This window comes from Hydrogenophaga intermedia (genome assembly GCF_000723405.1).
In the GTDB taxonomy this organism is placed as follows: domain Bacteria; phylum Pseudomonadota; class Gammaproteobacteria; order Burkholderiales; family Burkholderiaceae_C; genus Hydrogenophaga; species Hydrogenophaga intermedia.
Map to the genome: position 1 here is coordinate 87,248 of NZ_CCAE010000010.1, position 12,506 is coordinate 99,753.

22 protein-coding genes and 2 tRNA genes are annotated in these 12,506 nt (G+C 67.1%); 7 read left to right on the forward strand and 17 right to left on the reverse strand.

All coding sequences use genetic code 11. The features are described 5' to 3' along the window. Positions 1 to 31: 31 nt before the first annotated feature. The 16 genes from BN948_RS08760 to BN948_RS08840 form a co-directional block, all read right to left on the reverse strand. Positions 32 to 787, reverse strand: coding sequence for an SOS response-associated peptidase family protein (locus tag BN948_RS08760; RefSeq protein ID WP_035621209.1), 756 nt, complete (start codon positions 785 to 787; stop codon positions 32 to 34). Between the two features lie 142 nt (positions 788 to 929). Beyond that, positions 930 to 1,006, reverse strand: a tRNA-Met gene (locus tag BN948_RS08765). 125 nt (positions 1,007 to 1,131) lie between these two features. Then, positions 1,132 to 1,362: a hypothetical protein gene (locus BN948_RS08770; RefSeq protein WP_035621211.1), complete on the reverse strand. Its 231-nt coding sequence runs from the start codon at positions 1,360 to 1,362 to the stop codon at positions 1,132 to 1,134. 17 nt (positions 1,363 to 1,379) lie between these two features. After that, positions 1,380 to 1,455: transfer RNA gene (locus tag BN948_RS08775), tRNA-Asn, on the reverse strand. Positions 1,456 to 1,496: 41 nt separating this feature from the next. Further along, complete coding sequence (locus BN948_RS08780) at positions 1,497 to 3,083, reverse strand: hypothetical protein (protein ID WP_051756030.1); 1,587 nt, start codon at positions 3,081 to 3,083, stop codon at positions 1,497 to 1,499. Next, positions 3,080 to 3,289 carry a hypothetical protein gene (locus tag BN948_RS08785; protein WP_035621213.1) on the reverse strand — a complete coding sequence of 70 codons (210 nt, stop codon included), beginning with the start codon at positions 3,287 to 3,289 and terminating at the stop codon, positions 3,080 to 3,082. Before BN948_RS08785 ends, BN948_RS08780 begins: the two co-directional genes overlap by 4 nt. Next, on the reverse strand, positions 3,289 to 3,753 hold the full coding sequence (locus BN948_RS08790) for a hypothetical protein (RefSeq protein WP_035621214.1): 465 nt from the start codon (positions 3,751 to 3,753) through the stop codon (positions 3,289 to 3,291). Before BN948_RS08790 ends, BN948_RS08785 begins: the two co-directional genes overlap by 1 nt. Then, positions 3,750 to 3,962, reverse strand: coding sequence for a hypothetical protein (locus BN948_RS08795; RefSeq protein ID WP_035621216.1), 213 nt, complete (start codon positions 3,960 to 3,962; stop codon positions 3,750 to 3,752). The genes BN948_RS08790 and BN948_RS08795 overlap by 4 nt, the downstream gene beginning before the upstream one ends. Positions 3,963 to 3,965: 3 nt before the next feature. Beyond that, a complete protein-coding gene (locus tag BN948_RS08800; RefSeq protein ID WP_035621218.1) occupies positions 3,966 to 4,529 on the reverse strand; it encodes a terminase small subunit in 564 nt (187 codons plus the stop codon). Positions 4,530 to 4,544: 15 nt separating this feature from the next. Continuing rightward, complete coding sequence (locus BN948_RS08805) at positions 4,545 to 5,498, reverse strand: phosphoadenosine phosphosulfate reductase domain-containing protein (protein WP_051756032.1); 954 nt, start codon at positions 5,496 to 5,498, stop codon at positions 4,545 to 4,547. Then, on the reverse strand, positions 5,495 to 5,935 hold the full coding sequence (locus BN948_RS08810; RefSeq protein ID WP_035621220.1) for a hypothetical protein: 441 nt from the start codon (positions 5,933 to 5,935) through the stop codon (positions 5,495 to 5,497). The genes BN948_RS08805 and BN948_RS08810 overlap by 4 nt, the downstream gene beginning before the upstream one ends. After that, on the reverse strand, positions 5,932 to 6,381 hold the full coding sequence (locus tag BN948_RS08815; protein ID WP_238327228.1) for a DUF1064 domain-containing protein: 450 nt from the start codon (positions 6,379 to 6,381) through the stop codon (positions 5,932 to 5,934). Before BN948_RS08815 ends, BN948_RS08810 begins: the two co-directional genes overlap by 4 nt. Before the next feature lie 346 nt (positions 6,382 to 6,727). Next, complete coding sequence (locus tag BN948_RS25590) at positions 6,728 to 7,726, reverse strand: hypothetical protein (RefSeq protein ID WP_051756035.1); 999 nt, start codon at positions 7,724 to 7,726, stop codon at positions 6,728 to 6,730. Then, positions 7,726 to 8,073 carry a hypothetical protein gene (locus BN948_RS08830; RefSeq protein WP_035621224.1) on the reverse strand — a complete coding sequence of 116 codons (348 nt, stop codon included), beginning with the start codon at positions 8,071 to 8,073 and terminating at the stop codon, positions 7,726 to 7,728. The genes BN948_RS25590 and BN948_RS08830 overlap by 1 nt, the downstream gene beginning before the upstream one ends. Further along, positions 8,073 to 8,417, reverse strand: a complete 345-nt coding sequence (locus BN948_RS08835; RefSeq protein ID WP_035621226.1) for a hypothetical protein — start codon at positions 8,415 to 8,417, stop codon at positions 8,073 to 8,075. Before BN948_RS08835 ends, BN948_RS08830 begins: the two co-directional genes overlap by 1 nt. Continuing rightward, on the reverse strand, positions 8,414 to 8,677 hold the full coding sequence (locus BN948_RS08840) for a hypothetical protein (protein ID WP_035621228.1): 264 nt from the start codon (positions 8,675 to 8,677) through the stop codon (positions 8,414 to 8,416). Before BN948_RS08840 ends, BN948_RS08835 begins: the two co-directional genes overlap by 4 nt. Before the next feature lie 15 nt (positions 8,678 to 8,692). Here BN948_RS08840 and BN948_RS08845 point away from each other — a divergent pair, with 15 nt between their 5' ends. Next, positions 8,693 to 8,932: a hypothetical protein gene (locus BN948_RS08845; protein WP_035621230.1), complete on the forward strand. Its 240-nt coding sequence runs from the start codon at positions 8,693 to 8,695 to the stop codon at positions 8,930 to 8,932. Here the strand turns inward: BN948_RS08845 and BN948_RS08850 are convergent. Continuing rightward, the gene (locus tag BN948_RS08850) at positions 8,876 to 9,148 is read right to left on the reverse strand and encodes a helix-turn-helix domain-containing protein (protein ID WP_162182742.1); all 273 of its coding nucleotides are present in this window, start codon (positions 9,146 to 9,148) and stop codon (positions 8,876 to 8,878) included. The genes BN948_RS08845 and BN948_RS08850 overlap by 57 nt on opposite strands. On the opposite strand from BN948_RS08850, the gene BN948_RS08855 reads away from it, so the two are divergent. The 6 genes from BN948_RS08855 to BN948_RS26580 all read left to right on the forward strand — a co-directional run bounded on the left by BN948_RS08855 (position 9,147) and on the right by BN948_RS26580 (position 12,502). Beyond that, positions 9,147 to 9,740 (forward strand): helix-turn-helix domain-containing protein, encoded by a 594-nt coding sequence (locus BN948_RS08855; RefSeq protein ID WP_162182743.1) that lies wholly within the window; start codon positions 9,147 to 9,149, stop codon positions 9,738 to 9,740. The genes BN948_RS08850 and BN948_RS08855 overlap by 2 nt on opposite strands. Continuing rightward, on the forward strand, positions 9,691 to 10,017 hold the full coding sequence (locus BN948_RS08860) for a hypothetical protein (RefSeq protein WP_081921912.1): 327 nt from the start codon (positions 9,691 to 9,693) through the stop codon (positions 10,015 to 10,017). Before BN948_RS08855 ends, BN948_RS08860 begins: the two co-directional genes overlap by 50 nt. A 120-nt stretch (positions 10,018 to 10,137) precedes the next feature. Continuing rightward, positions 10,138 to 10,725, forward strand: a complete 588-nt coding sequence (locus BN948_RS08865) for an LPD29 domain-containing protein (RefSeq protein ID WP_035621237.1) — start codon at positions 10,138 to 10,140, stop codon at positions 10,723 to 10,725. After that, positions 10,725 to 11,663, forward strand: coding sequence for a hypothetical protein (locus tag BN948_RS25595; RefSeq protein ID WP_051756038.1), 939 nt, complete (start codon positions 10,725 to 10,727; stop codon positions 11,661 to 11,663). The genes BN948_RS08865 and BN948_RS25595 overlap by 1 nt, the downstream gene beginning before the upstream one ends. A 75-nt stretch (positions 11,664 to 11,738) precedes the next feature. Then, positions 11,739 to 12,329: an HD domain-containing protein gene (locus BN948_RS08875; RefSeq protein ID WP_156037830.1), complete on the forward strand. Its 591-nt coding sequence runs from the start codon at positions 11,739 to 11,741 to the stop codon at positions 12,327 to 12,329. Next, the gene (locus BN948_RS26580) at positions 12,326 to 12,502 is read left to right on the forward strand and encodes a hypothetical protein (protein WP_156037831.1); all 177 of its coding nucleotides are present in this window, start codon (positions 12,326 to 12,328) and stop codon (positions 12,500 to 12,502) included. The genes BN948_RS08875 and BN948_RS26580 overlap by 4 nt, the downstream gene beginning before the upstream one ends. Positions 12,503 to 12,506: the final 4 nt, after the last annotated feature.

Genomic DNA, 12,506 nt, shown 5'->3' on the forward strand with positions numbered 1-12,506 from the left:
TACTGTATGAATGTACAGTATCGCCCGGGCGTCAGAGTGGCAGGCGGACCTCGCTCGTCGGATCGGCCGGGCCGTGGGCGAACGCCTCGGCGGGCGGCACGGTGATCAGCGCCTCGGCCTCGGCCTGCGTGCCCTCCAGCCACGTGCGCCAGGCGCTGCGTTCGATCGGCACCACCGTGCGCTTGTCCTGCTTCTCGACCGGCAGCGGCTCCTTGGTGCGGGGGTCCACGTCGGGCTTGTGCATGAGCGCCAGCAGCCGGTGACCATCGCAGTTCTGCGTGATCATGGTGAAGTTCGCCACCATCTCGCCACTCGCCGGATCGGTCCACGTGCCCCACAGGCCGGCCAGCATCCAGGGCTCGCCATCGGCGCGCGCAAAGCGCCACGCCACGCTTTTCTCCCAGCGCGTCAGAGGATCGGCGTGCGTGATGCCCCAGTACGGTTCTTGGAACCACGCGGCAGGGATCAGGCAGCGGTGGCCATCGGCCCAGGCTCGACGGAAGGTGGGCGCGGTCTTCATGCGCTCGCGCCGCGCGTTGTTCGTGCCCATGCGGGCGCCCTGCTGCTGCCCGGGCTTGGGCGGCAGGCGCGGCACGCGGTCGCGCGAGCCTGGAGGGATCATGCCCCACTGGCCGACCATGGGCCGCAGGCCTCGAATGACGAACGGCCCGCGCGCGAGCGGGCCCAGCACGGGCGCCCACGTGGGCTGCTCCCACGACATCTGGTCATCGAGGCCGAGGAACAGCTCTAACTGCTCCTCACTGAGGGTGCCGTAGATGTTGCACATGCTCCCCATGGTATCCCCCCGAGGGGGAGGCGATTGCATCGCTGCTGGGGAGCTTTGTGGCTGGTGCTGAAAGCGAGTCCCGAGGGCAGAAGCCCCCGGGGTCCGCACTCAACCCATGTGCCACCATCGGCGGGTTGAATTCTGGTTGCAGCGGGCAGGACTTGAACCTGCGACCTCCGGGTTATGAGCCCGGCGAGCTACCAACTGCTCCACGCTACAGAAACTGTGCGCCCCCATCGGGGGATGCTGACTCTCGACTACATGCTGGCTTCGAGCTTAGGGATCGCCCGGGGCCGAAGCCCCGGGGTCACCACAAACCCGTTGCCCTTCTCGGCTTGGGTGTTTCAGGTTTCGACGGGCTCCGGGACCGGCTCCACGGAGATCGTCAGGGTGTACTCGCCGCGCGCCTTGAACTGGTCGGCCACGGCCTGGTCGTGCGTGCGGAGCTGGATCTCGGTGAACGGCGCCTGCGGGGACATGAGGATGGTGCCCTGCCCCATCACGGGCTTGAGCGACACCTGGGTTTCGCCGTTGCCGGCTTCGGCCTTGCCGATGCACTGGAATTTGATCTGCATGTGTCACCTTTGATCGTTGGCTCCGAAAGGTGGGTTCGAACCACCGACCACCCGCTTAACAGGCGGGCGCTCTACCGACTGAGCTACTTCGGAGCGGAGCGCCATCTTATCCGGATCCGGATAATTTTCAACCGTCACACGGCCATCGGCGACCCGCGGCGGCCTGAGCGGCGCGAGCCTGGCCGTGTGCCAGCGAAGCCCGTGGGGAAGGTCACGCCGGCGTCGACCGACTGGCCCCACTGGCGGAGCGCGTCGGCCCCGTGGCTGTTGTCGTCGTGCTCGTGCTCGTCGCTCCAGCGGCCGCGGGTCTTGTCCCACTTCTTGCGGTAGTTGGCCACGCGCTTGAGGCCCTGGCCACAGCCCTCCTCGCTGAACCACGCCGAGGAGAAGGCCGATCGCGTGGCCTGGATGCCGCTCTGCACGGCCGTGACGCGCGGGACGATCTCGAACGACTGCCCGGGCATCAGGTTCTCGAGCATTTCCTTGAGCGAGCGGTTGGTGTCGGGAGTCTCACCCATGCGCTTGTGCGCGGCCTCGTGCGGCAGGTAGTGCTTGCCGAACACATAGCCCAGCTTCTGCATGTACTGCACATAGTGGATGAGGTCTTCGCCGCTCGCCTCGTAGTAGCGGATGAACCGATGCTCCGGGCCGATCTTCTGGTGGAACCAGATGGTCGTCATGTCGCCGCGGCCGATGTCCCAAAAGGTGTTGACCGGGGCCGCTTCGAGCGGCAGCGTGGGCAGGACGCGGCGCTGCTTGCGCGCCAGCGCGAGCTGGGTGGCGTAGTAGGCGCCTTCGGTCGACACCTGGAAGGCCTCGGCCGGGAACGAGGGGTATTCCTGCCACATGAGCGGCTGCTCGCCGGCGAAGTCGTTGGCCAGCGTGGTGACGTACCAAGCCTTCTGGCCCTCGGTCAGCGGCCGCCCGATGATGCCCTCGACGTGGAGGAAGTACTCGGCCATCGCCTCGGTGATCACCACCTCGTCGTCGGTCGTGTAGTTGGGGTCTTCCCACCAGGCGAAGAAGTGCAGGCGCCAATCCTTCACGCCCAGGCGCTGCGCCAGCTCCTGCAGGGCCTTGGCGCGCTCCACCAGGTCGAAGAAATAGCCGTCCTGGCCCTCGGCGGTGGACTCGATCACGATCACGCCCGACTTCGGCACCGCGGGGATCGAGCCCGTCATCACCTCCTTCGCCTTCTCGGGGTACTTGGCGGCGATCTTGCCCATTTCCGACACGTGCAGCCGGTGGATGGTGCCTGAGCGCATCGAGGTGGCCACCCGGATGCTGGCGCCGTTGTGCGCGAACTCCAGCTCGGTGGCGGTCGACTTCGACAGCGGGAACATCGCGCGCAACTGCTCGGGCAGGTGCTCGTAGGCGTATTTGACCTTGCCCCGAAAGATAGACTCGGCCGCCTCCTTGTCCTGCGCCACGATGCCGCAGCGGATCGGCTGCTTCGAGAACAGCGCGGTGTCGAGCCACAGCACGCAGATGAGCGTGGTGAACCCGAGCTGGCGGGCCTTGAGGATGACGTTGCGGGTGTGCAGGCGCGCGAGCAGGCGACGCTGGGCCTTGTTGGGCTTGAAGGTGACGACCAGGCCCTCGTCGTCGTCGTCGTCATCCCCCTTGACCACGATCTTGTAGAGGTTCGACAGCCTCCACATAGGGTCGCTGAGCTTGGCGCGCATCGCCTCCCATTGCTCGGGGGTCAGCTCGTCGCTCATCGGTGGGCACCTGGCACGCCGCAGGTCAGGGTGGCCAGGCGAGACATACTTTCCATCAGGTCGATGTTCATGGCGTGCTGCAGGGAGATACCACCCTTGATCGGGAACCGGTGCACGGCCCAACCGAAGCGGCCGCCCACCATGCGCCGCTGGGGTTCGACACAGCGCTGGCTCAAGATGCCGATGACGCTGATCTGCCGGGCCATCAGAACCTCACAACGTCCACGCCCAGGCCTGCGTAGTCGCTGCACTTGATGACGATCTCGACAGCGCGGCGCGCGCTCGCCCCAGCCTGCAGCGCGCCGAGCGCCATTTCCTGGCCGGCGCCCAGCGAGAACACCTTGTCGCGCATCGGCTGGTAGTGGAGGTCGTTGCCCAGCAGCCAGACGCGGCGCTTCTCGTCGATCACCACCGCGCAGGCGCGATCCAGCTCAGCCGCCGGCATGAAGTCCAGCGGGTTCGGCCGCTGGCGCTCGCCACGCAGCCATGCCAGCACCTGCACCGCGAAAGAGCCGTTTCCCTGCAGGCCAACCAGGATGCGCCGGCCTGGCGCCTCGGCCACTTCGGGCGAGTAGACCTCGTACACCTTGCACACGCGCCGGCGCAGGCCGCCGCTCCATGAGGCTTGGTCAGCGGCCAGAGAGTGGCCATCCCATGCGATCGTGGTCATTTGGCTTCGTCCCTCCAGCGGCACAGAGCCTCGTAGCGCTCACGATGCCGACGCAGCCGCTCGTCATGCGCCGCGAGCTGCTTCTCGATGGTCGCTCGCCGCTCGACAACCTCCTCGATGAGCCTCAACTCTTGCTCGATCGCGTCGTCAACGAGTTCGCGAACAGGGTGCTTCGGCTCCTGGTCGGCGCCATTCTGGTCACTGTCCATGGGTCACTCCTCGGTGGTGTCGCCGGTACCGCCGGCTTCGGCATCCGGGACCGGGCCAATGACCTTGCCGTCGAGCGCGTTGAACAGCTCAGCCAGGCTCGCGCCCTTCTGCTGGTTGTCCTTCTCGAACAGGCCCAGGATCTTGGCCGCGCGCTCCAACGCGCTGTTCTTGTCCCAAAACTTGTATTCGATGCGGCCGAACTCATCGACCTTGATCGAGGCCAGCGCGCGTCGCGTGTTGAGCGGGATCTTGTTGGGCGGCAGCAACTTGCCGTCTGCATCCATCAAATCGGCGATGTCCGACACCGCCAAGCGATAGACCTCTTGGATGATTTCGACGCTCTCCAGCACGGTTTTTTCTGCCACCTGCCGGCGCAACTCGGTGACCCTTGCGGAAACCTTGGGATCGGCGGCCGTTCGTGAGGCCTGCTGATGCACCGCGTCGGCCTTCCAGCGTTGCGATCGCGGGTAGGCTTGGCGATAGGCCTCGGCCTGGCTCACGCCCTTGGCGAGCGCGAGCGCGAACAGCTCCTGCTGCGGCGTGAGGCCGTGCTCAGTCTTGGCCATGGCCGTCCCCCGCGCTCATTCGCACAAGCCGTAGGCGCTCTCGCACGCCTTCGGCTCCTCGGTGAGGCGGATCCAGTCCACAAGCTGGCCCCCGCGCTTGGTCTTCGACCACTCGACCATGTTGCGAATGCCGCGCTTGTTCAGGTGGGCATCGCGGTCGGGGTCGGGAAAGAAACTGGCCTGCATCCGCCGGCTGGCCATGCCCACGCACATCTCCCAATACGCGATGCGGTCGATGTGGTGCGGGAACCGCTTGCTGATCTCCAGCAGCTCGTCCTTGCCGGCGTTGATGCAAGGCATACAGCCCACGCGGCTCATACCCTGCAGGTATAGGGGGTTGGGCTCAAGGCCGGCGATGCGGTGCGCCTCGAAGGCGTCGGCAGCAGTCCAGCGCAGGATGGGGCGGTAGGTGTAGATGCCGCCACCCTGCTCTTCGAACGCCTTCACGCAGGCGCCGGTGCCCTGCAGCCGCGCGCGGCGCGCCTCGCTTTCGTCGATGCGCACGCCCTGCCATGACCACACCGCATCGCATTGGCCGCTATCGATCAGGCCCATCTGGTGCTCGACCATGGGGATGGTCTTCAACTCCTGGGTGCAGAACTGGGCTTTGCGCGAGGGGAAGCGGCCCTTCCAGATGCAGAGATCGAGGAATGGATTGCCGGTCGGTTGCAGCGCGCGCACCGACCGGTCGATGTCGGCCTGGCTGCAGCCCTTGCGGGGCCAGTGCTTCACCACGTATTCGCGCTTGCGAGCGATCTGCTCGGAGAAGTCGCGCTTGGGCAGCACGGTGATGGTGATCCCCAGCGTCGACTCCATGTAGGCCAGATAGCCGTGCCAGTTGTCGTGCTCGTTGCCGGTGTCGCAGGCGACGAACCGCAGGCTCGCGCGCGGTTGGGTCTCCAGCGCAAGGATGGAGGTCGCGGCGCTGTCCTTGCCCCCGCTCACGGATACCACGTGCAGGATGGTCACGCTGCACCTCTAGCCAGTGACGCAGCGCGCCGCGGCGGCCGTGGGCGTGGCGGGCGGCAGGCCATGAAGTAGAAATACGCCGTCGATGCCATCCAATCGAGCACCACAAGCCCACGGACCAGCTCCGGCTCACCGAATGGCGACGCCACGAGGTGAAGCATTCCAGCAACGAGTTGCACATAGCGGGCGGCAGCAATTCGGCCAAACACCGCATACATGCCCTCTGTGGCGACCAATCCCGACATCACCAGCAGGCCCAGCAAGCTGAGCGCCACCAGCCACAAGGGCGGCGTTTTGAGGAACCAGCAGGCGAAGTGCAGCAGCGCCGTCGCGGTGAGGCAGAAGCGCCCCAGCACCACCGGCCGGCGCTGCAGGAAGTCGACAACGTCCTGGTGCCAGCCGAGCACGGCGGCGTCGATGCGGTCGAGCAGCTTCACGAACGCACCTCCTGCACCTCGATCCCATGCACTTGCAGCATGAGCTTGCGCTTGATGCGGAATTCGGGCGTGACCGCCCCCTTCACGTCTTCGACCACGTGGCGGCCTTTCTCGTCGATGTAGGTGAAATCGGCCACGTAGACCATGGCGCGGTGCTTCTTGCCGCTGGGCGCGACCTGGGCGGGGATCAGCTCGAAGGGCACCTGCAGGCGCAGCTCACGGATCTCGCCGGCCTTCTCCAGCGTGGCCAGGTAGACCCAGCGGCGGTGTTCGGCTTTCGAGTCGAACTCGATGCCGCGGTCGCTCACGCGCTCGTTGCCGTATTTCTGCCGGCGCGCCTCGCGCGTCTTGGGGTTGGCCATCATGTCGGCGTAGGAGCGCGCGCCTGCCATTCGGGCCTGCAGGTTCATCGCCTCCTCGACGCTCAGGCGCAGCGCGCGTGTCACCGGATCACCTCGCGCCAGGCGTAGGGGACTTCGGCGAGCGAGAGCGGGGTTTCGTCGAGGCCTGGGGCTCGGATTCCGACTTCTCGGCCCGGCCACCAGCGGGGTCGAGCGGCAACCGGGTATCCGCCGCCAGCGCTCGCAGCGCCTGCTCCTCGTGCCCAAAGGCCACCCAGTCGTCCAGCACCTTGCGGCAGCGCTGTCGGATCTCGTCCTGCGGCCTCTGCGTGCGCAGGCTCTGGATGCGCTGGATCAGGCGCGCGCCGCAGTACAAGCACGTCGGGTCGAACCTGAACCAGCCAGCGGATTCCCGCGCGTGGCTGCACTCGATGCAGGGTGTCGTGGCCACTCACGATGCCCCCTGCTCGGCGGGCCGCTTACCCAGCAGCTCGGCCATCTTCGCGCGCACCTCGGCGGACGGCCGCGTCGCCAGCGCGTCGTCGCGGTCGAGAGCGGCGAGCGTGGGATCCTTGCCCTGGCGCCCGGGCACGGTGGTCCTGGCGAGGTCAGCAGGGATCTGCACCGCGGGCAGCGAGCCCACGGTTGCGGCGTCGCGTCGACGGCCCTCGGCCACGCTGAGCGCGTAGGCGAAGCCCTTGCCCTTGCCCACCGCGGTCTGCGCAGCCGCGACCAGCTCGTCGGTGCTCATGCCCTGCGTCAGCAGGGCCAGCAGCGTGGGGTGTGCGGGGTTGGCGTCCATGAGCCCGGCCTTGCGCATGGCAAAGCAGGCCCGCCCGGCTTCTGTCCCGTGGGACACCTCCGTGACGGACGCGCGCGCTTCTGTCCGCGCGCTGTTCTGTTGATCTTTAGCCTCAAGAGGTGGAATACCAATACCTCTGGTACTGGTACTGGTTCTGGTAGCGTCACTCCCGCCGGAATCCTGCGTCCGTCCCTCGGTTGTCCCGTGGGACATCGGTGGACTTCCACCCTCTTCCCTCGACTCGGCCGGTGGATGCGACGCGGCCTGCCGTGCCCGGTAGTTCGCCTTGCGGATCTTCTCGGCGTCGCGCTTGCCCATCATGGCCAGCACGCGCTGCGTGATGATCGGGTGGTACAGGCGGCCGTCGGAGGCCTTGGCCCAGCCGCGCATGAGCACCTTGCGGTGTTCCTGGAACAGCTCGAGCGGCATGCCCACGCGCGCCGCGATGATCTCGTCGTCGTCGGTGAGCGCGCCACAAGGCTGCTGCTGCCAGGCGGTGGTCCACAGCATCAGCAGCCAGGGCCGGGCGAGCGGGCCGGCCAGCGCCCAGGTGTCCGACTGGGTCAACTGCTCCAGGTCCAGCTCGAAGCGCCAGCCCTTCGACTTCGTGTCGGCAGGGTATGGCGGCGGCGGCAACGTCTCCGACATCAACGCGCCCCCTCGCCTGCCTTGTAGGTGGGCTTGAGGCTACCGTGCGAACTCGCGGCGCGCGCGAGCCCCACGGGCACCAGGATGTGGCGGGCGATGGCCCGGCGCGTCACCTGGCCCCAGGCGCGCAGGTCCGGCGGCGTGGCCACCTTGCCATCCAGCGCGGCGCGGGCCTGCTCCATCGTGAACTCGTGGCCGCGCTGGTCGCGGGCGAACGAGGCCAGGAAGGTCAGAGCCGTGTCGACCCACAGCGAATCGACCTTGCGCTCGGCGCGCGCGCCAGCGCACTGGGCCATGCGGCGGCCGCGCTCGGCGGCGGCCTGCAGGTCGAGGGAAATCTGCTCCATCACGTCGCTCCTTGACGTTGGTACTCGGCGGCCAGCGCCACGCCGGCGGGCGTGACGCGGTAGCGCCGGAATCGTGGGTTGCGCACGCTGTCGGGCACGGCCTCGATCAGCTCCTGGTCGCGCAGGAAGATGAGCGCCCAGTCCACGGCCTTGCCGCTGCGCTGGATGCGCTCGACGATCTGTTCCTTGTTGAAGAAGGCGCCCACGCGGGCGGCCAGGAACTGCAGCACCGCCTCGGTGGCGGAGCCCTCGCGGATCACGCCCGGCGGGTGGGGGTTGAAGCGCAGCCCCGGCTTTTCAGGGGGAGGGATCACGAGTTGGGCGGCTACCCACTCCAGGCTCATGAGGTGCCTCGATCCGCATCCGGATATTCATCGGATGGACGAAGGCGCCCGCGAGGTGCGATCCTTCGGACCATGCCCAATCGCCCGTACAGCGCCTCTTCGAGCACGCCGCGCACCCATTCCGCCTTCGACACCCCTTCGGCGACGGCCATGGCGATCACGTGCTCGTACAGCTCCTCGCTGAGCGGGATGTCCAGGCGCTGCGTCAGCTTGCCGTCGGGGTTCGTGCGCCCGGACCGGCTCAACCTCGTGTCGCTCATGCGGGGGGACTCCCTGTGACGGAACTGTTCTGGTGGCAGGCCGCGCTCCTCTTCTGGATCGCGGTGTGCTTCTTTCGCGTCGGCGCTGCCACCAAGGGAATCGCCATGACGCGGCGCGCCTGGTCCGAGATCGCCCAGGCGGCCATCGTGGTGGTGGTCGTGTTCGGGCTGGTCACGGAAGGTCGCGGCTGTCAGTCGTTACGCGCGGGCTCCGTTGACGCGGGCGCCGCCTGCATGGGCGACGCGCCGTGCTGAGCGAGGCCCGCGCTGGGCCCGCGCCGCAGCGCGGTCGTGGGCCGCGATCCAGTTGAGCAGGAGCTGCGCCGTGTCCAGGCGCGGCATCGCCTGCCCCGCAAAGATGCGGCTCACGGTCGCCTGTCCGACGCCCGTCTCTTCGGCCATGCGGTTGTGGTGCCCCTTGAGGTCGTTCAACCGGCGCAGCAGGTAGTCGTGGATGGATTCGGTGCTCATGACGCTGCCCATGTTATCCGGATGCGGATATTTTAACAACCGTATCCGGTTATCCGTTTACGGATGCCTCAAGGATCATTCCGCCATGGAAAGCCTCAGCAAAAAGTTCGCACGCCGCCTGCGCGAGATCATGAACACAACCATGGCCCTCGACACGCAGACCAAGGTCGCCGAAGCCGCCGACATCGGCCAGGCCTCCGTGGCTCGCATCCTCCACGGCAAGCAGTCGGCGACGCTGGACATGGTCGAGGCCATCGCCCATGCGTGCGGCGTGAAAAACGCCGCCTACTTCCTTCTCGACGAGGCAGAGCTGCGCCTGTTGCAGCAATGGCACGCGCTGGGTGCCAGTGATCGTGAGGCAGTTCTCGGTTACATGGCTTTCAAAGGCCAGAGTGTTACAAAAGGTGTAACACAGATCCTAGATTTCGCGAGGGATCAGCAGAGCGTCCCGCGCGAACTGCAGCCCGCCGTGTCCCGGGCTTCCCGCCGGAGCCTTTTACTGCGACCCAATTCGACGGACGCAGGTAAGGAGGCAACGCCCCATGGCACAAAAGCAAAAGCCCCGAAGCGAAAAAGCGGGGCAAGTCGTTGAGTTCGATCTGACACCCAACGCCGAGCGCGTGGCCACCATCAATCGGTGGTACGTCGAGCAAGGCACCGCCGCCGAGCAGCACGTGTGCCTGCTCAATATCGCGATCACCGCAGACGGCCGCCTCGTCTCGCGCGGCATCGGCATCGAGCCCGAGCACGCGCTGGCCTTGCTGGCCGAGATCGACGCCGTGCGTGATCAACTGGCCGCTTTCGCCTACAAGGCACCAGGCCCAGGCCCCCATAGCGCCAAGGTGATAGCCCTGCCCGCGAATCGCTGATCGCGCATTCGCCACAAGTGATCGCCGTTCGTCGGGTGACTATCCGGATGCGGATACGTCATTATCCGTAACCGGATACACTGACCCCGTCGTCAGCAATCAATCGAAGGGGTCAGCAGCATGAAATATCTCTCCTGTGCCGAAACCGCCGTGATGGTGCGCAAGGCCCTCAAGGAGTCCTTCCCCGGCATCAAGTTCTCGGTGCGCTCCAGCACCTACAGCATGGGCGCCTCGATCAACGTGCGTTGGACCGATGGCCCGAACCGGGCGCAGGTCGAAGCTGTCGCCCAGGTCTTCAATGGCTCCTACTTCGACGGCATGCAGGACTACAAGGGTTCGCTCAACAACATGATCGACGGCGAGGCCGTGAGCTTCGGCGCCGACTCGGTGTGGTGCGAGCGCGAGAACAGCGACGCCGCCGTGCAGCGGGCCATTGATCAAGTGGCCCGGATCTACGCCGCCAACTTCGAGGCTCGCGGGATCGCGAAGCCCAGCGTCGAAGCCTACCGGCGCGGCGAGCTGTACCAGGTCGCTCTGATCACGGACGGCTGGGACAGCTACTGGAACCTTCAAGCCATCATCGCCCGGGCCTTGAGCAAGTCGAGCGACCGGCTAGCGGTGGCGAAGTCCAAGACCGCGGGCAAGGTGATCTTCCTGGGCAATGACGGCTACAGCCAGGTCGGCGCCCTGCAGGTGGAGGCCGCGTGATGAGCCAAGACAGCAAAGCCTTCAGCAGCGACATCCCGGTGAGCCTCGCGGCGAGCGCCTTCACCGGCGTGAGCTTCACCCCCGAGCGCCGGGGTGAGCGGGCACGCGACGACTACGCCGTGATGCTCGCGGAAGACCTCGCGATGTTCAAGGCGGCCGCTGAGCGCGGCGGCACCCTGGCCCAACTCGATGACGAGTTCGCGCGCTACCGCGCCGGTATGCGCAGCCGCTACGTGGCTTACCTGCAGTCGAGCAGCCGGTGCATATCCTCGTTCATCGCCGGCCCCTCGAACTTCCCGGTGGCGCGGGCGCAGAAGCGCAACGCCGTCACCAACCGCCGGCTCGATGATCTGTTCTCGTGGCGCGAAATGGCGCGGCGCGCGGTGATGCGCAATCTGCGCCCCGACCTGCGTCCCATCATGGCCGGCGACGCCGACGCGGCCGACCGCCTCGCCGCAGAAATCAGCGCGGCCCAGCGCGTGCAGGAGCAGATGAAGGCGGTCAACGCCGCACTGCGCAAGGCGGGCAAGGCCGGCAAGGAGGCGCAGACCGCGGCCCTGATCGAACTCGGACTGTCCGAGGACCAGGCTCGCGAGCTGGTCAGCCCGAAGTTCCAGAGCTGCTACGGCCAGGGCTACCCGTCGTTCCGCCTCACCAACAACCAGGCCAACATCCGGCGCATGCAGCAGCGGCTGGAGCAGATCGAGCGCGCGGCCGCGATGCCAGTGGTCGAGAAGCAAGGCGCCGACGGCGTGCGCCTGGAGGACGACCCGCCCGCCAACCGCGTGCGGCTGTTCTTCCCCGGCAAGCCGGCCGATGAGGTTCGCAGCAAGCTGAAGTCGAGCGGCTTTCGCTGGGCGCCCAGCGTCGGCGCCTGGCAGGCCTATCGCAATGCGCGCGCCCTGGATCTGGCGGCCGCGATGGTCGGCAGCGCGTAACGACCAGGCCATCGGCACAGACGCGCCCGCCACTATCCGTATCCGGATATTTTTCACCCACCACAGAGGCCAATGATGGACCAGAAGACTCTCAACGCCGCCCGCGTCGTCGCCCTGCGCTCCCACGCTGAGCAGAAGGATCTCGCCGGCGAGCCCTACATCTTCCACCTACTGCGCGTCGAGGCGGCCATGCCGCGCGACGACCTCAAGGCCCGCGCGCTCGCCCTGGTGCACGACGCCTGGGAAGACTGCCAAGGCCTGCGCGACAGCGGCGAGCTGCAGCGCTTCCTGCCCGAGGACGTGCTGGAGGGCTTGGACGCGATCACGCGCCGCGCCGGCGAGAACCGCGACGGCTATTACGCCCGCGTCGCATTCAACTGCCTTGCACGGCGCGTGAAGATCGCCGACCTCATCGACAACCTCAACATGGCGCGCCTGCCCGCGCCGAGCGTTGAGGACTGGCGCCGGGCGTCGCGCTACGCCGAGGCCCTGGCCCGCCTGCTGGAGGCCGACCAGTTCCATTGGGAGAACCGGCGCGACAGCGGCTTCGACAGCAACTTCGGCGAGCTCATCGGCGCCGAGGCGATCGTGCCCACGACCTTCCACTCCCCCGACTGCGTCGGCCACGCCATCCCCATGAGCCAGCGCCGGAGGTTCGCCCTGTGATCCAGGTGTTTCTGCTCGGCACGCGGCGCAAGCGATTGCCCGCCCCCTCCCCTCTTCCCACTGTCACCGAAGCCGAAGCCCGCACCTGGTTCGATGGCTGGTGGGCCGGCCTGGCCGTGGGCTCGGTCATCGGCGCATGCCTCGGCGTGATCGCCAGCGTGGTGAAGGGTTAACCAT

Excerpts from the sequence above, each read along its gene's own strand:
- BN948_RS08760 (WP_035621209.1), bottom strand. The coding sequence starts at position 787 with ATGTGCAACATCTACGGCACCCTCAGTGAGGAGCAGTTAGAGCTGTTC.
- BN948_RS08770 (WP_035621211.1), bottom strand. The coding sequence starts at position 1,362 with ATGCAGATCAAATTCCAGTGCATCGGCAAGGCCGAAGCCGGCAACGGC.
- BN948_RS08780 (WP_051756030.1), bottom strand. The coding sequence starts at position 3,083 with ATGAGCGACGAGCTGACCCCCGAGCAATGGGAGGCGATGCGCGCCAAG.
- BN948_RS08785 (WP_035621213.1), bottom strand. The coding sequence starts at position 3,289 with ATGGCCCGGCAGATCAGCGTCATCGGCATCTTGAGCCAGCGCTGTGTC.
- BN948_RS08790 (WP_035621214.1), bottom strand. The coding sequence starts at position 3,753 with ATGACCACGATCGCATGGGATGGCCACTCTCTGGCCGCTGACCAAGCC.
- BN948_RS08795 (WP_035621216.1), bottom strand. The coding sequence starts at position 3,962 with ATGGACAGTGACCAGAATGGCGCCGACCAGGAGCCGAAGCACCCTGTT.
- BN948_RS08800 (WP_035621218.1), bottom strand. The coding sequence starts at position 4,529 with ATGGCCAAGACTGAGCACGGCCTCACGCCGCAGCAGGAGCTGTTCGCG.
- BN948_RS25590 (WP_051756035.1), bottom strand. The coding sequence starts at position 7,726 with ATGTCGGAGACGTTGCCGCCGCCGCCATACCCTGCCGACACGAAGTCG.
- BN948_RS08830 (WP_035621224.1), bottom strand. The coding sequence starts at position 8,073 with ATGGAGCAGATTTCCCTCGACCTGCAGGCCGCCGCCGAGCGCGGCCGC.
- BN948_RS08835 (WP_035621226.1), bottom strand. The coding sequence starts at position 8,417 with ATGAGCCTGGAGTGGGTAGCCGCCCAACTCGTGATCCCTCCCCCTGAA.
- BN948_RS08840 (WP_035621228.1), bottom strand. The coding sequence starts at position 8,677 with ATGAGCGACACGAGGTTGAGCCGGTCCGGGCGCACGAACCCCGACGGC.
- BN948_RS08855 (WP_162182743.1), top strand. The coding sequence starts at position 9,147 with ATGACGCTGCCCATGTTATCCGGATGCGGATATTTTAACAACCGTATC.
- BN948_RS08850 (WP_162182742.1), bottom strand. The coding sequence starts at position 9,148 with ATGAGCACCGAATCCATCCACGACTACCTGCTGCGCCGGTTGAACGAC.
- BN948_RS08860 (WP_081921912.1), top strand. The coding sequence starts at position 9,691 with ATGGCACAAAAGCAAAAGCCCCGAAGCGAAAAAGCGGGGCAAGTCGTT.
- BN948_RS08865 (WP_035621237.1), top strand. The coding sequence starts at position 10,138 with ATGAAATATCTCTCCTGTGCCGAAACCGCCGTGATGGTGCGCAAGGCC.
- BN948_RS25595 (WP_051756038.1), top strand. The coding sequence starts at position 10,725 with ATGAGCCAAGACAGCAAAGCCTTCAGCAGCGACATCCCGGTGAGCCTC.
- BN948_RS08875 (WP_156037830.1), top strand. The coding sequence starts at position 11,739 with ATGGACCAGAAGACTCTCAACGCCGCCCGCGTCGTCGCCCTGCGCTCC.